We start from the raw sequence: 17,694 nt of genomic DNA on the forward strand, positions 1-17,694 counted from the left end.
CCCCGCCATGACCGAGCAGCCGGACAGCGGTGTCGAGCTCGGTCTGACCGGGCGGCCGCCGCGGGCGATCCCGGAACCGCAGCCGCGCACCTCGCACGGCCCGGCGAAGGTCGTCGCGATGTGCAACCAGAAGGGCGGCGTCGGGAAGACCACGTCGACGATCAACCTGGGCGCCGCGCTCGCCGAATACGGCCGGCGGGTGCTGCTGGTGGACATGGACCCGCAGGGTGCGCTGTCCGCCGGGCTCGGCGTCCCGCACTACGAGCTGGAGAAGACCATCCACAACGTGCTGGTCGAGCCGCGTGTGTCGATCGACGATGTGCTGATGCAAACCCGGATCAAGTATTTGGACCTGGTGCCCAGCAACATCGACCTGTCCGCCGCCGAGATCCAGCTGGTCAATGAGGTGGGCCGCGAGCAGACGCTGGGCCGGGCCTTGCATCCGGTGCTGGACCGCTACGACTACGTCCTGATCGATTGCCAGCCGTCGCTGGGGTTGCTCACCGTGAACGGTCTGGCCTGCTCGGACGGCGTGGTGATCCCCACCGAATGCGAGTTCTTCTCACTGCGCGGCCTGGCCCTGCTGACGGACACCGTCGACAAGGTGCGCGACCGGCTCAACCCCAAGCTGGAAATCAGCGGGATCCTGCTCACCCGGTATGACCCGCGCACCGTGAACTCGCGTGAGGTGATGGCCCGGGTGGTGGAGCGGTTCGGTGACCTGGTGTTCGACACCGTCATCACCCGGACCGTCCGATTCCCGGAGACCAGCGTGGCCGGCGAGCCCATCACCACCTGGGCCCCGCGCTCTACGGGTGCCGTCGCCTACCGCGCCCTGGCCCGCGAGTTCATCGACCGATTCGGCGCGTGACGGCCAGCGCGAACGGTGAGGCGCCACCCAAGAACGGTTTTCAAGTCCGCCTGACCAACTTCGAGGGGCCGTTCGATCTGCTGCTGCAGCTGATCTTCGCCCACCGCCTCGACGTCACCGAGGTGGCGCTGCATCAGGTCACCGACGACTTCATCGCCTACACCCGCGCGATCGGCTCCCAGCTCGACCTGGAGGAGACGACCGCGTTCCTGGTGGTCGCCGCGACTCTGCTCGACCTCAAGGCCGCCCGGTTGTTGCCCGCCGGCCAGATCGACGACGAAGAGGACCTGGCGCTGCTGGAGGTGCGCGACCTGCTGTTCGCCCGGCTGCTGCAGTACCGCGCGTTCAAGCACGTCGCGGAGATGTTCGCCGAGCTGGAGGCCACGGCCCTGCGCAGCTACCCGCGCGCCGTGGCGCTGGAGGACCGGTTCACCGAGCTGCTGCCGGAGGTGATGCTGGGCGTCGACGCCGAACGGTTCGCCCAGATCGCCGCGATCGCGTTCAGCCCGCGTCCCGCGCCGCCGACGGTGGCCATCGGGCACCTGCACGAGGTGCAGGTATCGGTGCCTGAGCAGGCCAAGAAGTTGCTGGCGATCCTGGAGTCTCGCGGCAGCGGCCACTGGGCGACGTTTTCCGAGCTGGTCGCCGACTGCGAGGCGCCGATGGAGGTCGTCGGGCGCTTCCTGGCGCTGCTCGAGTTGTATCGGAGCCGGGCGGTAGCATTCGACCAGTCGGAGCCCCTTGGCGTGCTCCAGATTTCTTGGACCGGGGAACGTCCGGCCAGCGAAGCCTTGGTAGAAGTGCGGGACGAATAGATGACTGAGTACGAGCCCGACGTCGATCTCGACGCGGGTATCCCGGAGATCGCCGAGGCGGCACCCATGGACGCCGAGGAACTCGGCTCCGTGCTGGAGGCGCTGCTGCTGGTGGTCGACACCCCGGTCACCGCCGAGGCACTGGGCTCGGCCACGCAGCAACCCGTCTACCGCGTCGCCGCCCGGCTGCAGCAGATGGCCGATGAACTCACCGAACGCGGCAGCGGCATCGATTTGCGCCAAACCAGCGAGGGCTGGCGGATGTACACCCGCTCGCGATTCGCGCCATACGTGGAGAAGCTGCTGCTGGATGGCGCGCGGTCCAAGCTGACCCGGGCGGCGCTGGAAACCCTGGCCGTGGTGGCCTACCGCCAGCCGGTGACGCGGGCGCGCGTGAGCGCGGTCCGCGGAGTCAACGTGGATGCCGTCATGCGCACGCTGTTGGCGCGCGGCTTGATCACCGAGGCCGGGGTCGACGACGACACGGGCGCGGTCACGTTCGCGACCACCGACCTGTTCCTGGAGCGGTTGGGGTTGACGTCGCTCGCCGACCTTCCCGACATCGCCCCGCTGCTGCCCGACGTCGACACGATCGAGGATCTGAGCGAATCCCTGGACAGTGAGCCGCGTTTCATCAAGCTGTCGGGCGGTCGGGCGCCCGAGCATGCGCTGACGTTCGACGTGGACCAGGATTGATGGTCGAGACTGAGGGGATCCGCCTGCAAAAGGTGTTGTCCCAAGCCGGAATTGCGTCGCGCCGGGCCGCCGAGAAGTTGATCATCGACGGCCGCGTCGAGGTCGACGGGCAGGTGGTGACCGAGCTGGGCACCCGGGTCGACCCCGACGCCTCGGTGATCCGTGTCGACGGCGCCAGGGTGATCCTCGACGAGTCGCTGGTGTACCTGGCGCTGAACAAGCCGCGTGGCATGCACTCGACCATGTCGGACGATCGCGGCCGGCCATGCATCGGCGACCTGGTGGAACGCAAGGTGCGCGGCAACAAGAACCTCTTTCACGTCGGGCGGTTGGACGCCGACACCGAGGGCCTGATCCTGCTGACCAACGACGGCGAGCTGGCGCACCGGCTGATGCATCCCTCCCATGAGGTGCCCAAGACGTACCTGGCGACGGTGACCGGGTCGGTGCCGCACGGGCTGGGCAAAAGACTCAAGGCGGGAATCGAATTGGACGACGGCCCCGCGCGCGTCGACGAATTCGCCGTGGTGGACGCCATTCCGGGCAAGACGCTGGTGCGGGTGGTGTTGCACGAGGGGCGCAATCGCATCGTGCGCCGGCTGCTGGCCGCGGTCGGCTTTCCGGTGGAGGCGCTGGTGCGCACCGACATCGGACCGGTGTCGCTGGGCAAGCAGCGGCCGGGCAGCTTCCGTGCGCTGAACCAGGGCGAGGTCGGGCAGCTCTACAAGGCGGTCGGCCTGTGAGTGCTGATGTGGTCGTTGCCATCGACGGACCCGCCGGGACCGGAAAGTCATCGGTATCAAGGGGATTGGCGCGCGCGCTGGGAGCCCGCTACCTGGACACCGGTGCGATGTACCGGATGGTGACCCTGGCGGTACTGCGCGCGGGCGTCGACCCGACTGACGCCGAAGCCGTCGGGCGCATCGGGTCGACGGCGCAGCTGTCGGTGGACTACCACCCCGAGGGTGGCCGCTACTTCCTTGCGGGAGAAGATGTTTCGGTCGAGATCCGCGGCGACGAGGTCACCCGCGCGGTGTCGGCGGTGTCGTCGGTCCCTGCCGTGCGCGCCCGACTCGTTGGGCTGCAGCGCGAAATGGCCGGGGGGTCCGGCAGCGTCGTCGTCGAGGGACGCGACATCGGAACCGTTGTCCTGCCCGACGCTCCCGTGAAGATCTTCCTGACCGCGTCGGCCGAAACCCGCGCGCGGCGCCGCAACGACCAGAACGTCGCGGCCGGGCTGCCCGGCGACTACGACGCGGTGCTGGCCGATGTCCGACGGCGCGATCATCTGGATTCCACCCGGGCGGTGTCGCCGCTGCGCGCCGCGGCGGACGCGGTGGTGGTGGACACCAGCGAGATGACGGAGGCGCAGGTGATCGACCACCTGCTGGAGCTGGTCGAGCAGCGAAGCGGGGCGGTGCGGTGACTTCCGATGGCACCTGGACCGATGAAAGCGATTGGGAATCGGTCGAATCCGGGCTCGATGAGCTGGCCGAGGCCGGTCCCGCGCCCGTCGTGGCGGTGGTCGGGCGGCCCAACGTCGGCAAGTCGACGTTGGTCAACCGGATCCTTGGCCGGCGCGAGGCGGTGGTGCAGGACATTCCCGGGGTGACCCGCGACCGCGTGTCCTACGACGCGCTCTGGACCGGCCGCCGGTTCGTCGTGCAGGACACCGGCGGGTGGGAACCCGACGCCAAGGGCCTGCAACAGTTGGTGGCCGAACAGGCGTCGGTGGCCATGCGCACCGCCGATGCGGTGATCCTGGTGGTCGACGCCACGGTCGGCGCCACGGCGGCCGACGAGGCGGCCGCCCGCATCCTGTTGCGCTCGGGCAAACCAGTCTTCTTGGCCGCCAACAAGGTTGACAGCGAGAAGGGCGAAGCCGATGCGGCGGGGCTGTGGTCGCTGGGCCTCGGCGAGCCGCACGCCGTCAGCGCGATCCACGGTCGTGGCGTCGCCGACCTGCTCGACGAGGTGCTGGCCGCGCTGCCGGAGGTGTCCGAGGCGGCGCCCGCACCGGGCGGCCCGCGACGCGTCGCGCTGGTCGGCAAACCCAATGTGGGGAAGAGCTCGCTGCTGAACAAGCTGGCCGGGGACGAGCGTTCGGTGGTGCACGATGTCGCCGGGACGACCGTGGACCCGGTGGACTCGCTGATCGAATTGGGCGGCAAGGTGTGGCGATTCGTCGACACCGCGGGCCTGCGACGCAAGGTCGGCCAGGCCAGCGGGCACGAGTTCTACGCCTCGGTGCGCACCCACTCGGCGATCGACTCGGCCGAGGTGGTGGTGGTGCTGATCGACGGCTCGCAGCCGCTGACCGAACAGGATCAGCGCGTGCTGTCGATGGTCATCGAGGCCGGCCGGGCGCTGGTGCTGGCCTTCAACAAGTGGGATCTGGTGGACGAGGACCGGCGCGAATTGCTGGAGCGCGAGATCGACCGCGAGCTGGTGCAGCTGCGCTGGGCGCAGCGGGTGAACATCTCCGCCCGGACGGGCCGCGCGGTGCAGAAGCTGGTGCCCGCGATGGAGACCGCGTTGGCGTCGTGGGATATGCGTATTCCGACGGGTCCGTTGAATGCGTGGCTCAAAGAGTTGGTGGCGGCGACGCCGCCTCCCGTGCGCGGAGGCAAGCAGCCGCGCATCCTGTTCGCCACCCAGGCCACCGCCCGCCCACCGACGTTCGTGCTGTTCACCACGGGGTTCTTGGAGGCCGGCTACCGGCGCTTCCTGGAGCGGCGGCTGCGCGAGGCCTTCGGTTTCGAGGGCAGCCCTATCCGGATCAACGTGCGGGTGCGCGAAAAGCGGGGCACCAAGCGGCGCTGAGCTTTGGATCTTTGGTCTCCATCGGAGTCAGTCGGCGGCTTTCAAGCTTGATAACACCAGCCGCGAATCGCGTTTGCGATTCGCCTCATGGTCGCCGAATCGTACTGTGCGCACGGCCGCGCAGCGGTTCTACGGCCGCGAGGCCGAACTCGCCGGGGCGCTGCTGAACTGGGTCGACGAGGTCGCCGCCCGGTTGGGGAAGGTCGATTAGGGGAGTAGCGGGTCGTCTACGGTAGGCTTTCGACCTGCTGCCGCCGATGCGGGCGGCATCCGGGCTGTGGCGCAGTTTGGTAGCGCACTTGACTGGGGGTCAAGTGGTCGCAGGTTCAAATCCTGTCAGCCCGACCAAAGGTCAGAGCGCATTTTGGTTCCGAGCCCCCAGAGCGGCTGTGGTTGCTACCCCCGACGCAATTGAGCGAAGCCGCTTGGACTGACCGGGCTTACGACGGTGGGGGTGGCACTACCGGTTCGCACGCGTTGGGTCCCGGGTTCCACCAGTTGCCAGGACCGCAATCCGGCGGTGGCGGCGGCGTTACGGGTTGGCAGGCGTTGGCTCCCGGGTTCCACCAGTTGCCAGGACCACAATCCGGGGGTTCAGCCGAGCTCATCCCCGGAGAGACCGCTGCCATGTAGGTCATGGGCGCTAACGCCACCGCGACGGCGCCCACCACGCGGCGAACACGAATTCTCATCGAAGGCCCTCCCATCAAGAAGTATGAGACCTCAAGCATTGACCCTGACCCGGAGTTTTAAACTGCCCGGCTCGCTTCGGCGCCGCACTCGCCGATCGGGGGCAAATCTCAGCAAACGACCATCCGGGACGGTTTCCGGTATTCGCTACCGCCGCGTGTCCATTCAGGAACTCTCCCTGAGCCGTGCTCAAAACGGGCGACAACACTGACTCGGGGCCCAATGTGACGAACTCTTACCGGTGAAAGTGATGCGCGTCATAGCCTGACCAGCGTCAATTAGGGCATCCTAACCGCCGTTCGTTTGTGTATCTAACGGCTGGGAGTGCGATGGCCAACCTTGACTTCGCCTATGACCTGACCCTCGACGAGGCGCGTCGACGCAGCGCGGTACTCGAAGCGATAGGCGAGGACTGGGATCCTGTCGCCGTGCTCGCCGAGGAACAGCAGGCCTACGACATGCTGTATTCGAATCTGGACGCGGAGCAGCAGCGGGTCTACGACGAGCTGGTCCGCGCCGGCGTCCTGCCCTCACGGACGGCTGATCGTGTTACCGATTGATCCGACCGCCGACCGTAGCCGCCGCGCATGGCTGCCTTGCCCGCGCTGCGATCACCGCGCCAACTGTGGTGATTGCCGGGACCGGCGAAACTGCGATACGCACTGGCAGTACCTGCTGAGCAACAGGGGAACGCTGGTGCACCTACAGTGCTCGGATTGCGGTCATCTCTGGTCGACCGACACGCATAACCGCACGCGCCGGCGCACCGCCTGAACCCCCGTAGATCACAGCCCGAGCCAAGCGATGCGCTGAGGCCGAGGGGATGATGACCCCATGGACGCTGAACTGCAACGCTGGCTGGCGGCCGGGGAGTACTTCGACTACCTCGGCTTCGACATTTTCTACCGCGTAGAGGGCAGCGGGCCTCCGCTGCTGCTGATCCACGGTTATCCGTTCAATTCCTTTGACTGGGCGCGGATCTGGCCGGCACTGTCGCAACGGTTCACCGTCATCGCACCGGACATGATCGGCATGGGGTTCTCCGAGAAACCGGTGGCCTACGAGTACTCGGTGGGGGACCACGCCGACATGCACGAAGGGTTGTTGGCCCACTTGAACATCCGCAACGTGCACATCCTGGCCCACGACATCGGCGATTCGGTGGGCCAGGAGATGTTGGCTCGTCATGAGTTCGGTCAGCAAGCCTATGGCGCGCTGCGCATCGACTCCATCACCTGGCTCAACGGAGGAATGTTCATCGAGGCATACAAGCCCAGAACGGCGCAGAAGCTGATGTCTGGCACCCCGTTGGGTGACGTATTCAGTCACGTGCAGGGCAGTCCGGTATCCCGCCGGCTTCTGGAGCCCACGCTGCGCGAAATGTTCGGCCCGAACACCAAGCCGACCCGGCACATGATGGACGTGTTCAACCAGATCTTGGACTACAACGATGGCCGTCGGGTGCTGCACAAAGTCGGCCGTTTCATCAACGATCGCTACACGCACCGAAACCGGTGGGTGCGGGCCATGCGGCAGACCGCGGTCCCCATGCGGTTGATCGATGGGCCGGTCGACCCCAACTCCGGTGCTCACATGGCGCGTCGCTATGCCGAGGTGATACCCGAACCGAATGTGGTGATGCTCGCCGACGACATCGGACACTGGCCGCAACTCGAGGCACCCGATGCGGTGTTGACGCACTTCCTCGCCCACATCGACCGCGTCGCCACGGGCTGAACTGCTCGTCGTCGGGAAAGCGGTGAGTCAGCCGTGATGCGGTGGTCGCTCGTCGCGGAGCCGGCCCTCGTCCGACGCCGCGCGCATCTGCTCCTCGTCGCCGTACCTCTCCAAATCCTCCGGCGTGGTGCGCACCCGCGGGGGCTTCGGTTCGGCCGGTGGTCGGTTTGGGGCTTCGGTGGACACGAGGCGATTATCCGCCCACCGGTCTACGGCTGAAAGGCCGGAAGAATAGTGCCGGAATCGCGTATCTCCCAGATGCTGGCTTTGGTGATCCCGTCGAAGTTGATCTTGTTCAACGTTGCTCGCGAATACGTGAGGTCGATGGCGACCTGAGTCGAGGTGTTGCCGTACGGGTCGGTCATCGGGAAGGTGCCCTGCACGTTCACCGCGGAAGCGTCGGGATAGGTCGCCCTCGCGTATTTGAGGATGTCGATGGTGTCCGCCCGCGCACCGTCTTTGATCATCTGCTCGGTGTAGTTGTCACGAATGGCGAATCGGGCGTCGACCACGTCGCCGCTCGGGCCCGGAGCGGTCGTGAAGGTGACGCCGTCCGGCTTCTTGGGTCCGGCCGTCGTCGACGGCGCCGCCTCGGTCGGCGGTCCCGCCGTGGCCGAACTGCTCGGGGTCGATTGGCCGTCCTTCTTCGGATCGAAAACCCAGGTCTTGCCGACGACGATGAGGAGGACGAGGAAGCCCAGAGCCGCCAGGGCCAGGGCCGCCTTCCCGGGAGTGTCTTTCTTCGGCGGTTCCGCGGCGAACGCCCACTCGCTGGTCCAGCTGGTGCCGTCGAAGTACCGCTGCAGCCCGTGGCCTACCCCCGCGGGATCGGGGTACCAACCCGGCGCCGATTTGGGCGGGGGCGGCGCCTGTTCGAATGGCATCTATCCATTTTCGTCGTGAGTGAGACCTCTCGGCTACCCGCCGTGTCGGCCGCTCGAAACGGACCCATTCCGGTGAGCTCGTCCTTCAGTCCTCGCGGTCCGGCTCGGTGAGCTCCGGCGCGTTCTCACGCGTCGCCATTCCACCCTCGCCCCCGTGATCCGCGGGACCGGGGCGGCCACCCTTGGGCTCGTCGTCGTCCTTCATCGAATGCCTGCCCATGCAACCTCCTTCGTCGACGGAAGGACTACCCGCCGCGGCACGATCTGAAGACCCGAAGCCAGATATGAACTCGAGATGGCCCAGGCGTGACAGTTCGGCGAGACGTCCGACATTCGACGCGCCGGTGTGGCCGGTCCCGGTTATGAATCTAGGAGTGAGCAACCATGTGAACCTGACCCAGCAGGAAAGCTCGTTGATCGGCGAGAGTCATCCCGAGGCTCTCAATCGCATGGACGAGAAGTCGCTGAAGGATTTGCAGAGCCGGCTCAGGCAAGCGCGCGACAAGAACTTCAGCCTTCTGCGGCGTCGGGGTGCGGCTCGGGTGGAGGCCGAAGCCGCCCGCGGCTCCGCCCAGCCCGCCAACGAAAAGCGCGGCGAGAAGGTGGAGATCTTCGACCAGGCACTGGCTCGGGTGGGCGAGCGCCTTGGCGCCATCGGTGAGCCCGAGTAGCACTGAGGTGTCCCGCCCGGGGCCTACCGGGTAGGACTGCGGGTGTGATGAATACCCAGGAGTTGGCCCGGGAGCTCGGCCTCCCCGGGGCCCAGAAGCTGCTCTCCGGCTCCATGGCCCGGCTCGCGTACAACGGACACGATGGCTTCCCGCGAGTCGTCCCGGTCGGGTTTTACTGGACCGGCGAACGCATCGTTGTCTCCACCGCACCGACCGCCCCGAAAGCGCGAGCGCTTTCGGCACGTCCGCAAGTGGCACTGACGATCGACACCGGCTCCACGCCGGAAGAGGCGAAGGCCCTCCTGGTACGCGGGCTCGCCACACTGCAAACCGTCGACGGCGTCACCGAGGAGTACCTCGCGGCGGCGAGGAGCTCAATGGACGAACCGCAACTTGCCGAGTTCGAACGCAACGTGCGGTCGACGTATAGGGAGATGGTGCGTATCTCGATCGAGCCGCTTTGGGCGCGGTTCTATGACTTTGGCGCCGGGCGGTTACCCGCGTTCCTCGCGGACCTTGTCACGGGTGGCTAGCCGGGCCGGCTGACTCGCAATTGCCCAGTTAGTGCGGGTCAGCGCATGAAAAGTTGTGGTTTAAAAACCGCACGTGTTGGGCACACACCGCCATGACCGCACGTCACATACCCCATTTCGTTGCCTCCGCGGTCCTCGCGGTGGCGGGCGTCAGCGCTCCGGTCCTCGGTTCTGCCCTCCCGGTTGTCTCCGCCGATCCCTGTCCGGACGTGCAAGTGCTGTTCGCCCGCGGTACCGATGACCCGCCGGGTCTTGGCCCGACCGGACAGGCGTTCATCGACTCCCTGCGCCCGCGCGTTGGCGCAAAATCGCTCGACGTCTATCCGGTCAACTACCCCGCCACCCACGACTGGACGAACGCTGGCGAGGAAGGGATCAGAGACGTGGGCGCGCATGTCGTTTCGATGGCGCACGACTGCCCCAATACCAAGATGGTGCTCGGCGGCTATTCCCAAGGCGCTGCCGTGATGGGCTTCGTCACCTCGGCCGCCGTACCGGCTGGAATCGATCCGGCGGCCGTGCCCAAACCGTTGGACCCCGAGGTGGCCAACCACGTCTCGTCGGTCGTGCTCTTCGCCCTGCCAAGCGAAAAGGCGATGAACTTCTTCGGCGAGCCACCGGTCGTCATCGGTCCGCTCTATCAGGCCAAGACCATCCAGGTATGCGCCCAGGGGGACCCGATCTGCTCCGACGGAATGAATTTCGCCGCACATGACACGTACTCGACCAACACGGCAATGATCGAGCAGGGTGCGGCGTTTGCGGCCAGTCGTATCGGCGGGGCTTCCGGCGGGCCGGCGGGCGCCGCTCCCGGCGCGCCGACGACCGCCGCCGGGTTCCCAGGCGTTCCCGGTTAATCGCGGCCCGGCCTCGTTTGAATACCAAGGTGCACAGGTTATTTCGCGTCTAGGTTGGACCGGACGGCGGCGTGGCGAGTTCACGTGGGCGCGAGCATAATCGGGTCGTGGAGTCACGCGACGCCGTTGGAGACCGTTTTCGCCGGCTACATCAACAGGGTTGTTTTCTCATCCCGAATCCGTGGGACGCCGGTTCGGCAATCGCGCTTGCAAAGCTCGGCTTCCCTGCACTGGCCACTACGAGCGCCGGACTGTGCTTCGCGCGGGGTCTGCCAGACACGGTGACCGCGCTCTCCGTCGACGAGGCACTGAACAACATCGCCGAAATAGTGGCTGCGGTCAGTGTGCCCGTCAATGCCGATTTCCAGGCCGGTTATGCCCGAAATGCGAACGAGCTTGCGCACAATGTGGCGCGCTGCGTGGCCACCGGCGTGGCCGGCCTCTCTATCGAAGACGGCACCGGCATCGCCGGCACACCGCTCTTCGAGCTGGCCGAGGCGACCGATCGGGTCCGCGCTGCGCGTTCGGCGATCGACGCCTCGGGAGCCCACGTCATGCTGACCGGCCGCGCGGAATGCTTCCTCTACCGCCACCCCGACCCCCTCGCCGAGGCCATCAGGCGGCTGCAGGCTTACGCCGAGGCGGGAGCCGAGGTGCTGTTCGCACCGGGGATCCGTACCAAAGAGGACATCGCCACTCTCGTTGACGCTGTGGCGCCGTATCCGGTCAACGTTCTGGTGTCTTCCGACACGGGACTGACGGTGACGGACCTTGCGCAGCTAGGGGTGCGACGGATCAGCGTCGGCTCTGCTTTCAGTCGGGTCGCGTGGGGTGCGTTCCTGGCCGCCGCGCGGAAGCTGATTGAGGGCGGGTCCTTCGAGGGACTAACCGGAGCCGCGAGCTTCGACGAGCTGAATGCGCTGTTCACCGAATAGTGTCCGGGCCGGAGGGGGCTACCGCGCTTTCCGGAGATCGGCGAGCGAGTTTTTCAGTCCACCATCCAGCCGGATCTGCGCGGCCGCCACGGCGACCATCACCCCCGCGGTCACCAGGTGCACCACCGCGTCGGTGATGTTGTTGGGGAAGGTGAAGATGAAGGCCACCTGATGTGAGAAGAAGGCCCAAATGCCCGGCAGCGCACCGGCTATCGCGGCAAGCAGTAGATAAAGCACGGCCCAGGACTTGCGCAGCGCGAACACCAGGCCCGGAGCGAACAGCGCGAGACCGGCGACGGCATGCCAGCCGTTGTAGTCCATCCCGAGTAGTTGGACGGTCCGCGCGGTTGGGCCGGTCGCGAAGCTGGGATTGAGAATGAGCCCAATCACGGCCTGAACGACGTGAAAGGCGCAGATGATCAGCAGCCCGATCTGGGCGAAACTCCACCTCACGTTGCACCCCCTTGTGCACGGCGGGATACCCGGATACTACGCGCGGTAGTAGATCGCGGTCAACGGGGGAGGGCGGACGAGCCGTCCGTTCCGGCCGGGGCGCTTAAGCACCGTCCACACAATCGCCCAGCGGCGACTTCCGCCCCATTGGCTCCGGAATACTAAGGGGCGGAACGAGATTGAACACGCAGGTGGTCCCAAATTGACCAGAGGCAATGGCTGGACCGCAATGACTACGCTGTGCTGTTCCGCTCGATCCACTGAGTGAGCGCGTCCTCAACCGCGGTCGCGACGTCCACACCGGCGCTGTCGGCGGTCTGCTCAAACCGCTCAACCAATTCGGTGCGGACTGAGGCGCCCAACTTCGTGCGCGGTGGTTTTGGCTTCGGCGGCAGCTCTACAGGCACGTGTCGCGCCACGGATGCGTCAATGATTTCGCGAAGTGCCGGTATCTCGTCGAGCATTGTGGCGAGATCCGCACGTTCGATACGCAAGACCTCGGCCGGCCCGATCGTCGTAACGGTCGCAGAACGCAGCTTCCCACGGTGGAGCGCCGATTCGCCGATCACCTCGCCCGGACCCAGCACGGCGACGCGGTCCCGGCCCATGTACACGCCGACCTCCCCGCTGAGCAGGATGTAGCAGGAGTCCGACGGCGTCTGCTCATGAATCAGCGGCAACGGGGCCGACGTCGAAGTGCGATGAGCTACTCGGGCGAGACGCAGCAGGTCGGCGTCGGAGAAGTTATCGAACGTGGCGTACTGGCGTAACCGACGAGCGTCTTCTTCATATTGCTTCGCGTCGGCCTTCATGGCGGACTCCTGACGTGCGATGTGACGCTACATCGAGGAGCGTAACGCGGATTTGCGATACAGAGGGCAGAAGACTGCGACGCAATTTAGGCCGGCCCGCCGACAGAACCGGATGCGGTAGTTGTGAAAGACCGGCTGTGGTCAGTTCCGCCCGGGAAGCCTCATCACCGCGCGCACGACGGGGACCAGCGACTTCTGCCACAGCGTCCCCGAAATGCCAAGCGGCGGATCGAGATTGAACACGCGCGCGGTTGCGATCGTCTGCGACTCGGTGTACTTGAGCAGACCCTCGGCACCGTGTCGGCGGCCGACGCCGGACTGACCCATCCCGCCCATCGGCGCACTGAGGCTGCCCCATGCGAATGCGTAACCCTCGTTCACATTGACCGTTCCCGACCGCAACCGGGCGGCGATTTGCTCGCCCTCCGCGGAGGAGGCCGCCCACACGCTGGCGTTGAGCCCGTACTCGGTGGCGTTGGCCTTCTCGACGGCTTCATCCACGTCGGCGACGGGGTAGATCGACACGACCGGCCCGAACGTCTCGTTGGCCGCACACTCCATCTCCGGCGTGACGTCGGCCAGCACCGTGGGCTCGTAGAACAGCGGCCCGATGTCGGGTCGCGCCTTACCGCCCGCAATCACCTTGGCGCCCTTGGCTTTCGCATCGTCTACGTGGTCCGTCACCGTGTCCAGCTGACCCGCGGAGATCAAGCTCCCCATGTCGACCGAGAAGTCGTACGCGGTACCCAGCTTCATGTTCCGCACCGCGGCACCGAACTTGCCGACGAAGTCGTCGGCGATGTCCTTCTCGACGTAAATCCGCTCGATGGAAATGCACAACTGGCCGGCGTTCGAGAAGCACGCGCGGGTGGCCGCCTTGGCGACCTTGTCGAGGTTGGCGCCCCGCGCGACGATCATCGCGTTCTTGCCCCCGAGTTCGGCCGAGAAGCCGATCAGCCGACGGCCCGCGTGTTCGGCGAGCTGCCTGCCGGTGGCGGTCGAGCCGGTGAACATCAGGTAGTCACAGTTGTCGATGATTGCGGTGCCGACCACCGAGCCCGGCCCGGGCACGATCGCGTAGAGGGCTCGCGGCAGGCCGGCCTCGTACAACAGCTCGGCACACGCCAGCGCGCAATACGGGGTCTGGCTGTCCGGCTTGAACACCACCGCGTTACCCGCCAGCAGCGCCGGCACCGAGTCGGACGCCGTCAGCGTCATGGGGTAGTTCCACGGCGAGATCACCCCGACCACGCCCTTGGGCTGGTAGACCACCGTGGTCTTGCCGATCGCCGGGAGCAGCGCCTGCACCTTGCGCGGCTTCAGTAGATCGGCGGCGACGCGCACGTAGTAGTTCGCGTTCGCCATCAGATCGACGATCTCCTCCTGCGCCGCCCAGCGGGCCTTTCCGGCCTCGGCCTGCAGGAGGTCCATCAGGAACTCACGGTTCTCGACGACCAGGTCGCGGTAGCGGCTGATGACATCGATGCGCTCGGAGACCGGGCGGTTCGCCCAGTCGGCCTGAGCCGCCCGCGCCTCGGCGAACGCCGCTTCGACGTCTTCGGCCGTGCCGACCGGGATCGTGGTCAGCGGCCTGCCGGTGAAGACCTCGTCGATGGTCTTGGTCTGGCGTGCGGCGGCGTCTTTGATCGCGGCGAGCCGGCGCAGGCGGTCGAAGACCTCGGCTGACGGTGCGGGCATGTTGTTACCTCCCGAAGAAGCGCAGGCGTCCAAAACACCAGCCTAGGCCCGGGGCGCGTCAACGGTTCGGGCACGCCTGAGTCATGCCCCAACGCATGGCGCGGCACAGCGCTTTGTTCATCTGAGCTGTCCACCCGAATTTCGTGGCAGCACAAGGTGGTTAGCACCTTTACTCCCGGCTGGAATTCACCTGCCAGCGGGCACGTGAGCGCTCTCGATCACTCCCGAACCTGGCGATTGACGAGGCCCGTAACATACCGTGAGTCGATCTCTTCACCGCCGTCGCCGTAGTACACGCGATGGGGCCCGCTTGCAGTGTCATCGGCTGTGCGCGTCACTTTGATCCACCTGCCCGTCGTGGGATCTTGGAGCATGTCGCCTTCGCGGATCTCCGACAGCGGCACCTTCTCTATCGCATGTTCCGAACTCATTGCTCTCCCGAACTGTCGTGGTATGCGGGCTGTGGCCACCTATTGGAGATCGTCCCGGCGATCACGTTGACGATTCTCCTGCCGACGCCGATGGTCAACGCGAATCTCATAACTGCCGGACCGAGGCTAGCCGCCGACCATGACGGTGGTGTTGTGTTCGTAAAGCGCCGCGATTGGTGAAAGGGTAGACGAATGACGTCCTCGCCGAGATCCGCGGGCACTTCTGCGGCCGGCTGGCCCCCGTTCGGCTAAATGTGGCGATCCACGAGCAGCTCGTCGCCGCCGTCGATGGCCGGCGGGGGGTAGACGCGGCTGACCGGTTGTGCGAGGCCTGCGTGATTCTGCTCGACGTTGATGCGGCGGCGATTTCGCTCGTTTTCGACGGCGCTAGCGGGGGAACCCTGGGCGCCAGCGGCAATGTTGCACGCGGGTACGACGAACTGCAGTTCGTCCTCGGGGAGGGACCGTGCCTGGACGCTGTCAACCGGAGGATTCCGATTCTGGTCGTCGACCTCGCCGATCCCGCAGAGACTCGCTGGTCCGCGTATAGGACCGCCATGGTGACGAACGAAATCAGAGGCGTCCACGCGATACCCGTCGTCGTGGCCGGCGAATTCGTCGGCGCACTAGACCTGTTTCGGAGGCAGCCGGGCCCGCTGCCGGACGAGGCCTTAGTCGGTGCGATCGCCGCCGCGGAGCTCGCCGCCATCCCGCTGTTGGATTTGTTGGAAGGGGACTTGCAGGCCGCCGTTAGCGACCCCGACAGCAATGCGTGGGCCGAACTCAACGTATTGAGCCACGCGGAGGTCAGCCAGGCCACCGGCGTGCTGGTCGCCCAGTTAGAGATTGAGCCTGCGGAGGCGTTGGTCCGGCTGAGGGCCCATGCCTATACCACCGATCGCAGCGCCACCGACGTCGCCCGCGACATCCTCGACGGTCGCATCAGGCTCGAGCCGGACTAGTGCGCGGCTGGCGGACTCAAGATTTCTGAAAGGAGGCACGTCGTGACTGATACCCCCCGGGAAACCCGCGTGCTGAACGCCGTCGTCTCGATGGTCGATAGCCTGCTCTACGACTTCGACGTGGTCGAATTGCTGACGGCGCTCACGGAGCGTTGCGCGGAGCTGCTCGACATTGAGGCCGCTGGGTTCCTGCTCGCCGATCCACTCCGTCAGCTCCGTCTGTTGGCCGCCACTTCGCAGCAAGCCCGCGCGATCGAACTCTTCGAGCTGCAGGCCGACCAAGGCCCATGCGTGGACTGCTACGCCACCGGGGAACCCGTCTCGGTTGCCGACATTCAACGGGCAATGGGGCTGTGGCCGCGATTTGTTCCGGCCGCGCTCGATGCGGGCTTCGCCTCGGTGCACGCGGTGCCGATGCGGGCCGCCGGCATCGTGTTCGGTGCGCTGGGGTTATTCGGCACCCGCAGCGGCGAGCTCAACAAAGCCGACCTGCTCGTCGGCCAAACGCTGACCCACATTGCGAGCGTCGCAATTCTGCAGGAGCACCCACCGACCCCCGCCGCCGTCATGCCGCAGCTGCGATCCGCGCTGACCAGCCGCGTCATCATCGAGCAAGCCAAGGGCTTCCTTCACGAAATGCTGGATGTGCCGGTCGAGGAGGCGTTCCATCTGTTGCGCACCTATGCGCGGGCCCAACGCCAACGCCTGACCGACGTTGCGAGCCGATTGATGACCGATCGGGATTCTCGCCCGATCCTGCTGGCGGCCCTGGCCGAACTCGCCGTCGGGCGGCCGCATTAACCGGTTCAGCGGTGCCGCGCGCGGGCTCGCCGCACGGCGTCCTCAACCAACCGTTCGGCGACGGCGTGCAGCTTGATGTTCTCAACCTGGCTGATGCGGGAGAGGCGTTCGAAGGCCTCTTCGGCGTCGCTGCCCGACCGGCTACGGATGATGCCGATCGCCTGATCGATCACTGCGCGGCTGTTCAACGCGCGCTGCAATCGCATCGACCGTTCATGTGCGCTGGCCAACAACTGCGCGTTGTGTACCGCCACCGCCGCTGGACGGGCGAACTGAGATCCCAACCGGACGGCGTGCTCGGCGAAGGCGTCGCGGCTGGCGGCGTAGGCATTGATCGAGCCGATCACCTGATCGCCGACGATGAGCGGCAGCGCCAGGGCGGAGTGGACTCGCATCCGGGCGACTCGTCCGCCGAAATGCGGCCAACGACCGTCGCTACCCAGCGATCCGCTGACTGTGGGTCGCCGCGACTGCATGCAGGTGATGCACGGCCCCTCGTTCAGCTCTTCGTACTGAACGGTGTCGATCTCGTGGACGAGCAACTGGGTCGCCGCCCAGGTCTGCGCGCTGGGAATCCCGAGGCGCGGATCGATCAACGCGACGCCCGCACCGTCGACGCCGGGAATCGCCTGCGCGGCGAACTCCGCGACGTCCTGCAGCAGGTCCATCACCCCTTGAGCGCCCGCCACCAATCCGGCCACGCGGTTGAGTCCGGCATACAACTCGGCCTCGTCAGCCTCGCGTTCGGTGGGGGAGAGGTCGGACTGTGGCGGCGTTTTGCGACCGGGTTGGGCGTCGAACTCGGTCAACGTGCCCTCCTCCCGTGGACCGTGATGAACTACGAATCTACTCTTCGTCGCTTCTCGAGAATTCAGCCGACGAGCGTCAACGTATGGGCGCGCCGCAGCTTGCCTGATGGCGTCTTAGGGATCATTCCCGGCTCGAGCACGACCACGTTGCGGGGCCGAACGTCGGCCTCGGCGACCACCTCGTGTGCCACCTGCTGCTCGATGCGGCGCACCTCG

The 17,694-nt window shown here is 66.3% G+C and carries 22 protein-coding genes, 1 tRNA gene and 1 pseudogene; 16 read left to right on the forward strand and 8 right to left on the reverse strand.

Annotated elements, in window-relative coordinates:
• Positions 1–7 precede the first annotated feature (7 nt).
• The 10 genes and pseudogenes from A5781_RS12710 (at position 8) to A5781_RS12750 (ending at position 7,632) form a co-directional block, all read left to right on the forward strand.
• Positions 8–871 carry a ParA family protein gene (locus tag A5781_RS12710; protein ID WP_067206001.1) on the forward strand — a complete coding sequence of 288 codons (864 nt, stop codon included), beginning with the start codon at positions 8–10 and terminating at the stop codon, positions 869–871.
• Positions 868–1,686, forward strand: a complete 819-nt coding sequence (locus A5781_RS12715; protein ID WP_067206004.1) for a segregation/condensation protein A — start codon at positions 868–870, stop codon at positions 1,684–1,686. Before A5781_RS12710 ends, A5781_RS12715 begins: the two co-directional genes overlap by 4 nt.
• Positions 1,687–2,382 carry an SMC-Scp complex subunit ScpB gene (scpB, locus tag A5781_RS12720; RefSeq protein ID WP_067206008.1) on the forward strand — a complete coding sequence of 232 codons (696 nt, stop codon included), beginning with the start codon at positions 1,687–1,689 and terminating at the stop codon, positions 2,380–2,382.
• Entirely contained in the window at positions 2,382–3,125 is a 744-nt protein-coding gene (locus A5781_RS12725) for a pseudouridine synthase (protein WP_067206010.1), read from the forward strand. Before scpB ends, A5781_RS12725 begins: the two co-directional genes overlap by 1 nt.
• Positions 3,122–3,808 carry a (d)CMP kinase gene (gene cmk / locus A5781_RS12730; protein WP_067206012.1) on the forward strand — a complete coding sequence of 229 codons (687 nt, stop codon included), beginning with the start codon at positions 3,122–3,124 and terminating at the stop codon, positions 3,806–3,808. The genes A5781_RS12725 and cmk overlap by 4 nt, the downstream gene beginning before the upstream one ends.
• Positions 3,805–5,205 carry a ribosome biogenesis GTPase Der gene (gene der / locus A5781_RS12735; protein ID WP_067206015.1) on the forward strand — a complete coding sequence of 467 codons (1,401 nt, stop codon included), beginning with the start codon at positions 3,805–3,807 and terminating at the stop codon, positions 5,203–5,205. Before cmk ends, der begins: the two co-directional genes overlap by 4 nt.
• A gap of 103 nt (positions 5,206–5,308) precedes the next feature.
• Positions 5,309–5,416, forward strand: a pseudogene (locus A5781_RS26200) (hypothetical protein); the annotation flags it as partial.
• 60 nt (positions 5,417–5,476) lie between these two features.
• A tRNA-Pro gene (locus A5781_RS12740) sits at positions 5,477–5,553 on the forward strand.
• Positions 5,554–6,224: 671 nt separating this feature from the next.
• Entirely contained in the window at positions 6,225–6,455 is a 231-nt protein-coding gene (locus tag A5781_RS12745) for a DUF6400 family protein (protein ID WP_067206018.1), read from the forward strand.
• Positions 6,456–6,729: 274 nt separating this feature from the next.
• Entirely contained in the window at positions 6,730–7,632 is a 903-nt protein-coding gene (locus A5781_RS12750; RefSeq protein WP_067206022.1) for an alpha/beta fold hydrolase, read from the forward strand.
• A gap of 27 nt (positions 7,633–7,659) precedes the next feature.
• Here the strand turns inward: A5781_RS12750 and A5781_RS25875 are convergent, their stop codons facing one another.
• The 3 genes from A5781_RS25875 to A5781_RS26435 form a co-directional block, all read right to left on the reverse strand.
• Positions 7,660–7,818, reverse strand: coding sequence for a hypothetical protein (locus tag A5781_RS25875; RefSeq protein ID WP_197503817.1), 159 nt, complete (start codon positions 7,816–7,818; stop codon positions 7,660–7,662).
• 23 nt (positions 7,819–7,841) lie between these two features.
• Positions 7,842–8,516 (reverse strand): DUF2510 domain-containing protein, encoded by a 675-nt coding sequence (locus A5781_RS12755; protein WP_067206025.1) that lies wholly within the window; start codon positions 8,514–8,516, stop codon positions 7,842–7,844.
• Between the two features lie 85 nt (positions 8,517–8,601).
• Entirely contained in the window at positions 8,602–8,736 is a 135-nt protein-coding gene (locus tag A5781_RS26435; RefSeq protein ID WP_255360818.1) for a hypothetical protein, read from the reverse strand.
• Between the two features lie 166 nt (positions 8,737–8,902).
• Here A5781_RS26435 and A5781_RS12760 point away from each other — a divergent pair, with 166 nt between their 5' ends.
• From A5781_RS12760 to A5781_RS12775, 4 genes are all read left to right on the forward strand, one after another.
• Positions 8,903–9,187 carry a hypothetical protein gene (locus A5781_RS12760; RefSeq protein ID WP_231990697.1) on the forward strand — a complete coding sequence of 95 codons (285 nt, stop codon included), beginning with the start codon at positions 8,903–8,905 and terminating at the stop codon, positions 9,185–9,187.
• 47 nt (positions 9,188–9,234) lie between these two features.
• Positions 9,235–9,720: a pyridoxamine 5'-phosphate oxidase family protein gene (locus tag A5781_RS12765; RefSeq protein ID WP_067206029.1), complete on the forward strand. Its 486-nt coding sequence runs from the start codon at positions 9,235–9,237 to the stop codon at positions 9,718–9,720.
• 92 nt (positions 9,721–9,812) lie between these two features.
• Positions 9,813–10,577 (forward strand): cutinase family protein, encoded by a 765-nt coding sequence (locus A5781_RS12770; RefSeq protein ID WP_067206032.1) that lies wholly within the window; start codon positions 9,813–9,815, stop codon positions 10,575–10,577.
• A 107-nt stretch (positions 10,578–10,684) separates the two neighbouring features.
• Positions 10,685–11,512, forward strand: coding sequence for an isocitrate lyase/phosphoenolpyruvate mutase family protein (locus tag A5781_RS12775; RefSeq protein ID WP_067206035.1), 828 nt, complete (start codon positions 10,685–10,687; stop codon positions 11,510–11,512).
• Between the two features lie 18 nt (positions 11,513–11,530).
• Here the strand turns inward: A5781_RS12775 and A5781_RS12780 are convergent, their stop codons facing one another.
• The 3 genes from A5781_RS12780 to A5781_RS12790 all read right to left on the reverse strand — a co-directional run bounded on the left by A5781_RS12780 (position 11,531) and on the right by A5781_RS12790 (position 14,475).
• The gene (locus A5781_RS12780; protein ID WP_067206039.1) at positions 11,531–11,965 is read right to left on the reverse strand and encodes a DUF4383 domain-containing protein; all 435 of its coding nucleotides are present in this window, start codon (positions 11,963–11,965) and stop codon (positions 11,531–11,533) included.
• A gap of 233 nt (positions 11,966–12,198) precedes the next feature.
• A complete protein-coding gene (locus A5781_RS12785; RefSeq protein ID WP_067206042.1) occupies positions 12,199–12,777 on the reverse strand; it encodes a cyclic nucleotide-binding domain-containing protein in 579 nt (192 codons plus the stop codon).
• A gap of 141 nt (positions 12,778–12,918) precedes the next feature.
• The gene (locus A5781_RS12790) at positions 12,919–14,475 is read right to left on the reverse strand and encodes a succinic semialdehyde dehydrogenase (RefSeq protein ID WP_067206045.1); all 1,557 of its coding nucleotides are present in this window, start codon (positions 14,473–14,475) and stop codon (positions 12,919–12,921) included.
• 685 nt (positions 14,476–15,160) lie between these two features.
• On the opposite strand from A5781_RS12790, the gene A5781_RS12800 reads away from it, so the two are divergent.
• Complete coding sequence (locus A5781_RS12800; protein ID WP_067206052.1) at positions 15,161–15,868, forward strand: GAF and ANTAR domain-containing protein; 708 nt, start codon at positions 15,161–15,163, stop codon at positions 15,866–15,868.
• Positions 15,869–15,910: 42 nt separating this feature from the next.
• Positions 15,911–16,669: a GAF and ANTAR domain-containing protein gene (locus A5781_RS12805; RefSeq protein WP_067206055.1), complete on the forward strand. Its 759-nt coding sequence runs from the start codon at positions 15,911–15,913 to the stop codon at positions 16,667–16,669.
• A 5-nt stretch (positions 16,670–16,674) separates the two neighbouring features.
• On the opposite strand, the gene A5781_RS12810 is transcribed toward A5781_RS12805, so the two are convergent.
• Entirely contained in the window at positions 16,675–17,478 is an 804-nt protein-coding gene (locus tag A5781_RS12810) for a GAF and ANTAR domain-containing protein (protein ID WP_067206056.1), read from the reverse strand.
• A 62-nt stretch (positions 17,479–17,540) separates the two neighbouring features.
• Positions 17,541–17,694, reverse strand: a 154-nt coding sequence (locus tag A5781_RS25000) for a hypothetical protein (protein ID WP_197503818.1), incomplete at its 5' end; no start/stop codon positions are given.

The organism is Mycobacterium sp. 852002-30065_SCH5024008, from assembly GCF_001665645.1.
Taxonomy (GTDB): domain Bacteria; phylum Actinomycetota; class Actinomycetes; order Mycobacteriales; family Mycobacteriaceae; genus Mycobacterium; species Mycobacterium paraffinicum.

Excerpts from the sequence above, each read along its gene's own strand:
- A5781_RS12710 (WP_067206001.1), top strand. The coding sequence starts at position 8 with ATGACCGAGCAGCCGGACAGCGGTGTCGAGCTCGGTCTGACCGGGCGG.
- scpB (WP_067206008.1), top strand. The coding sequence starts at position 1,687 with ATGACTGAGTACGAGCCCGACGTCGATCTCGACGCGGGTATCCCGGAG.
- A5781_RS12725 (WP_067206010.1), top strand. The coding sequence starts at position 2,382 with ATGGTCGAGACTGAGGGGATCCGCCTGCAAAAGGTGTTGTCCCAAGCC.
- A5781_RS12745 (WP_067206018.1), top strand. The coding sequence starts at position 6,225 with ATGGCCAACCTTGACTTCGCCTATGACCTGACCCTCGACGAGGCGCGT.
- A5781_RS12750 (WP_067206022.1), top strand. The coding sequence starts at position 6,730 with ATGGACGCTGAACTGCAACGCTGGCTGGCGGCCGGGGAGTACTTCGAC.
- A5781_RS12755 (WP_067206025.1), bottom strand. The coding sequence starts at position 8,516 with ATGCCATTCGAACAGGCGCCGCCCCCGCCCAAATCGGCGCCGGGTTGG.
- A5781_RS26435 (WP_255360818.1), bottom strand. The coding sequence starts at position 8,736 with ATGGGCAGGCATTCGATGAAGGACGACGACGAGCCCAAGGGTGGCCGC.
- A5781_RS12765 (WP_067206029.1), top strand. The coding sequence starts at position 9,235 with ATGAATACCCAGGAGTTGGCCCGGGAGCTCGGCCTCCCCGGGGCCCAG.
- A5781_RS12770 (WP_067206032.1), top strand. The coding sequence starts at position 9,813 with ATGACCGCACGTCACATACCCCATTTCGTTGCCTCCGCGGTCCTCGCG.
- A5781_RS12785 (WP_067206042.1), bottom strand. The coding sequence starts at position 12,777 with ATGAAGGCCGACGCGAAGCAATATGAAGAAGACGCTCGTCGGTTACGC.
- A5781_RS12790 (WP_067206045.1), bottom strand. The coding sequence starts at position 14,475 with ATGCCCGCACCGTCAGCCGAGGTCTTCGACCGCCTGCGCCGGCTCGCC.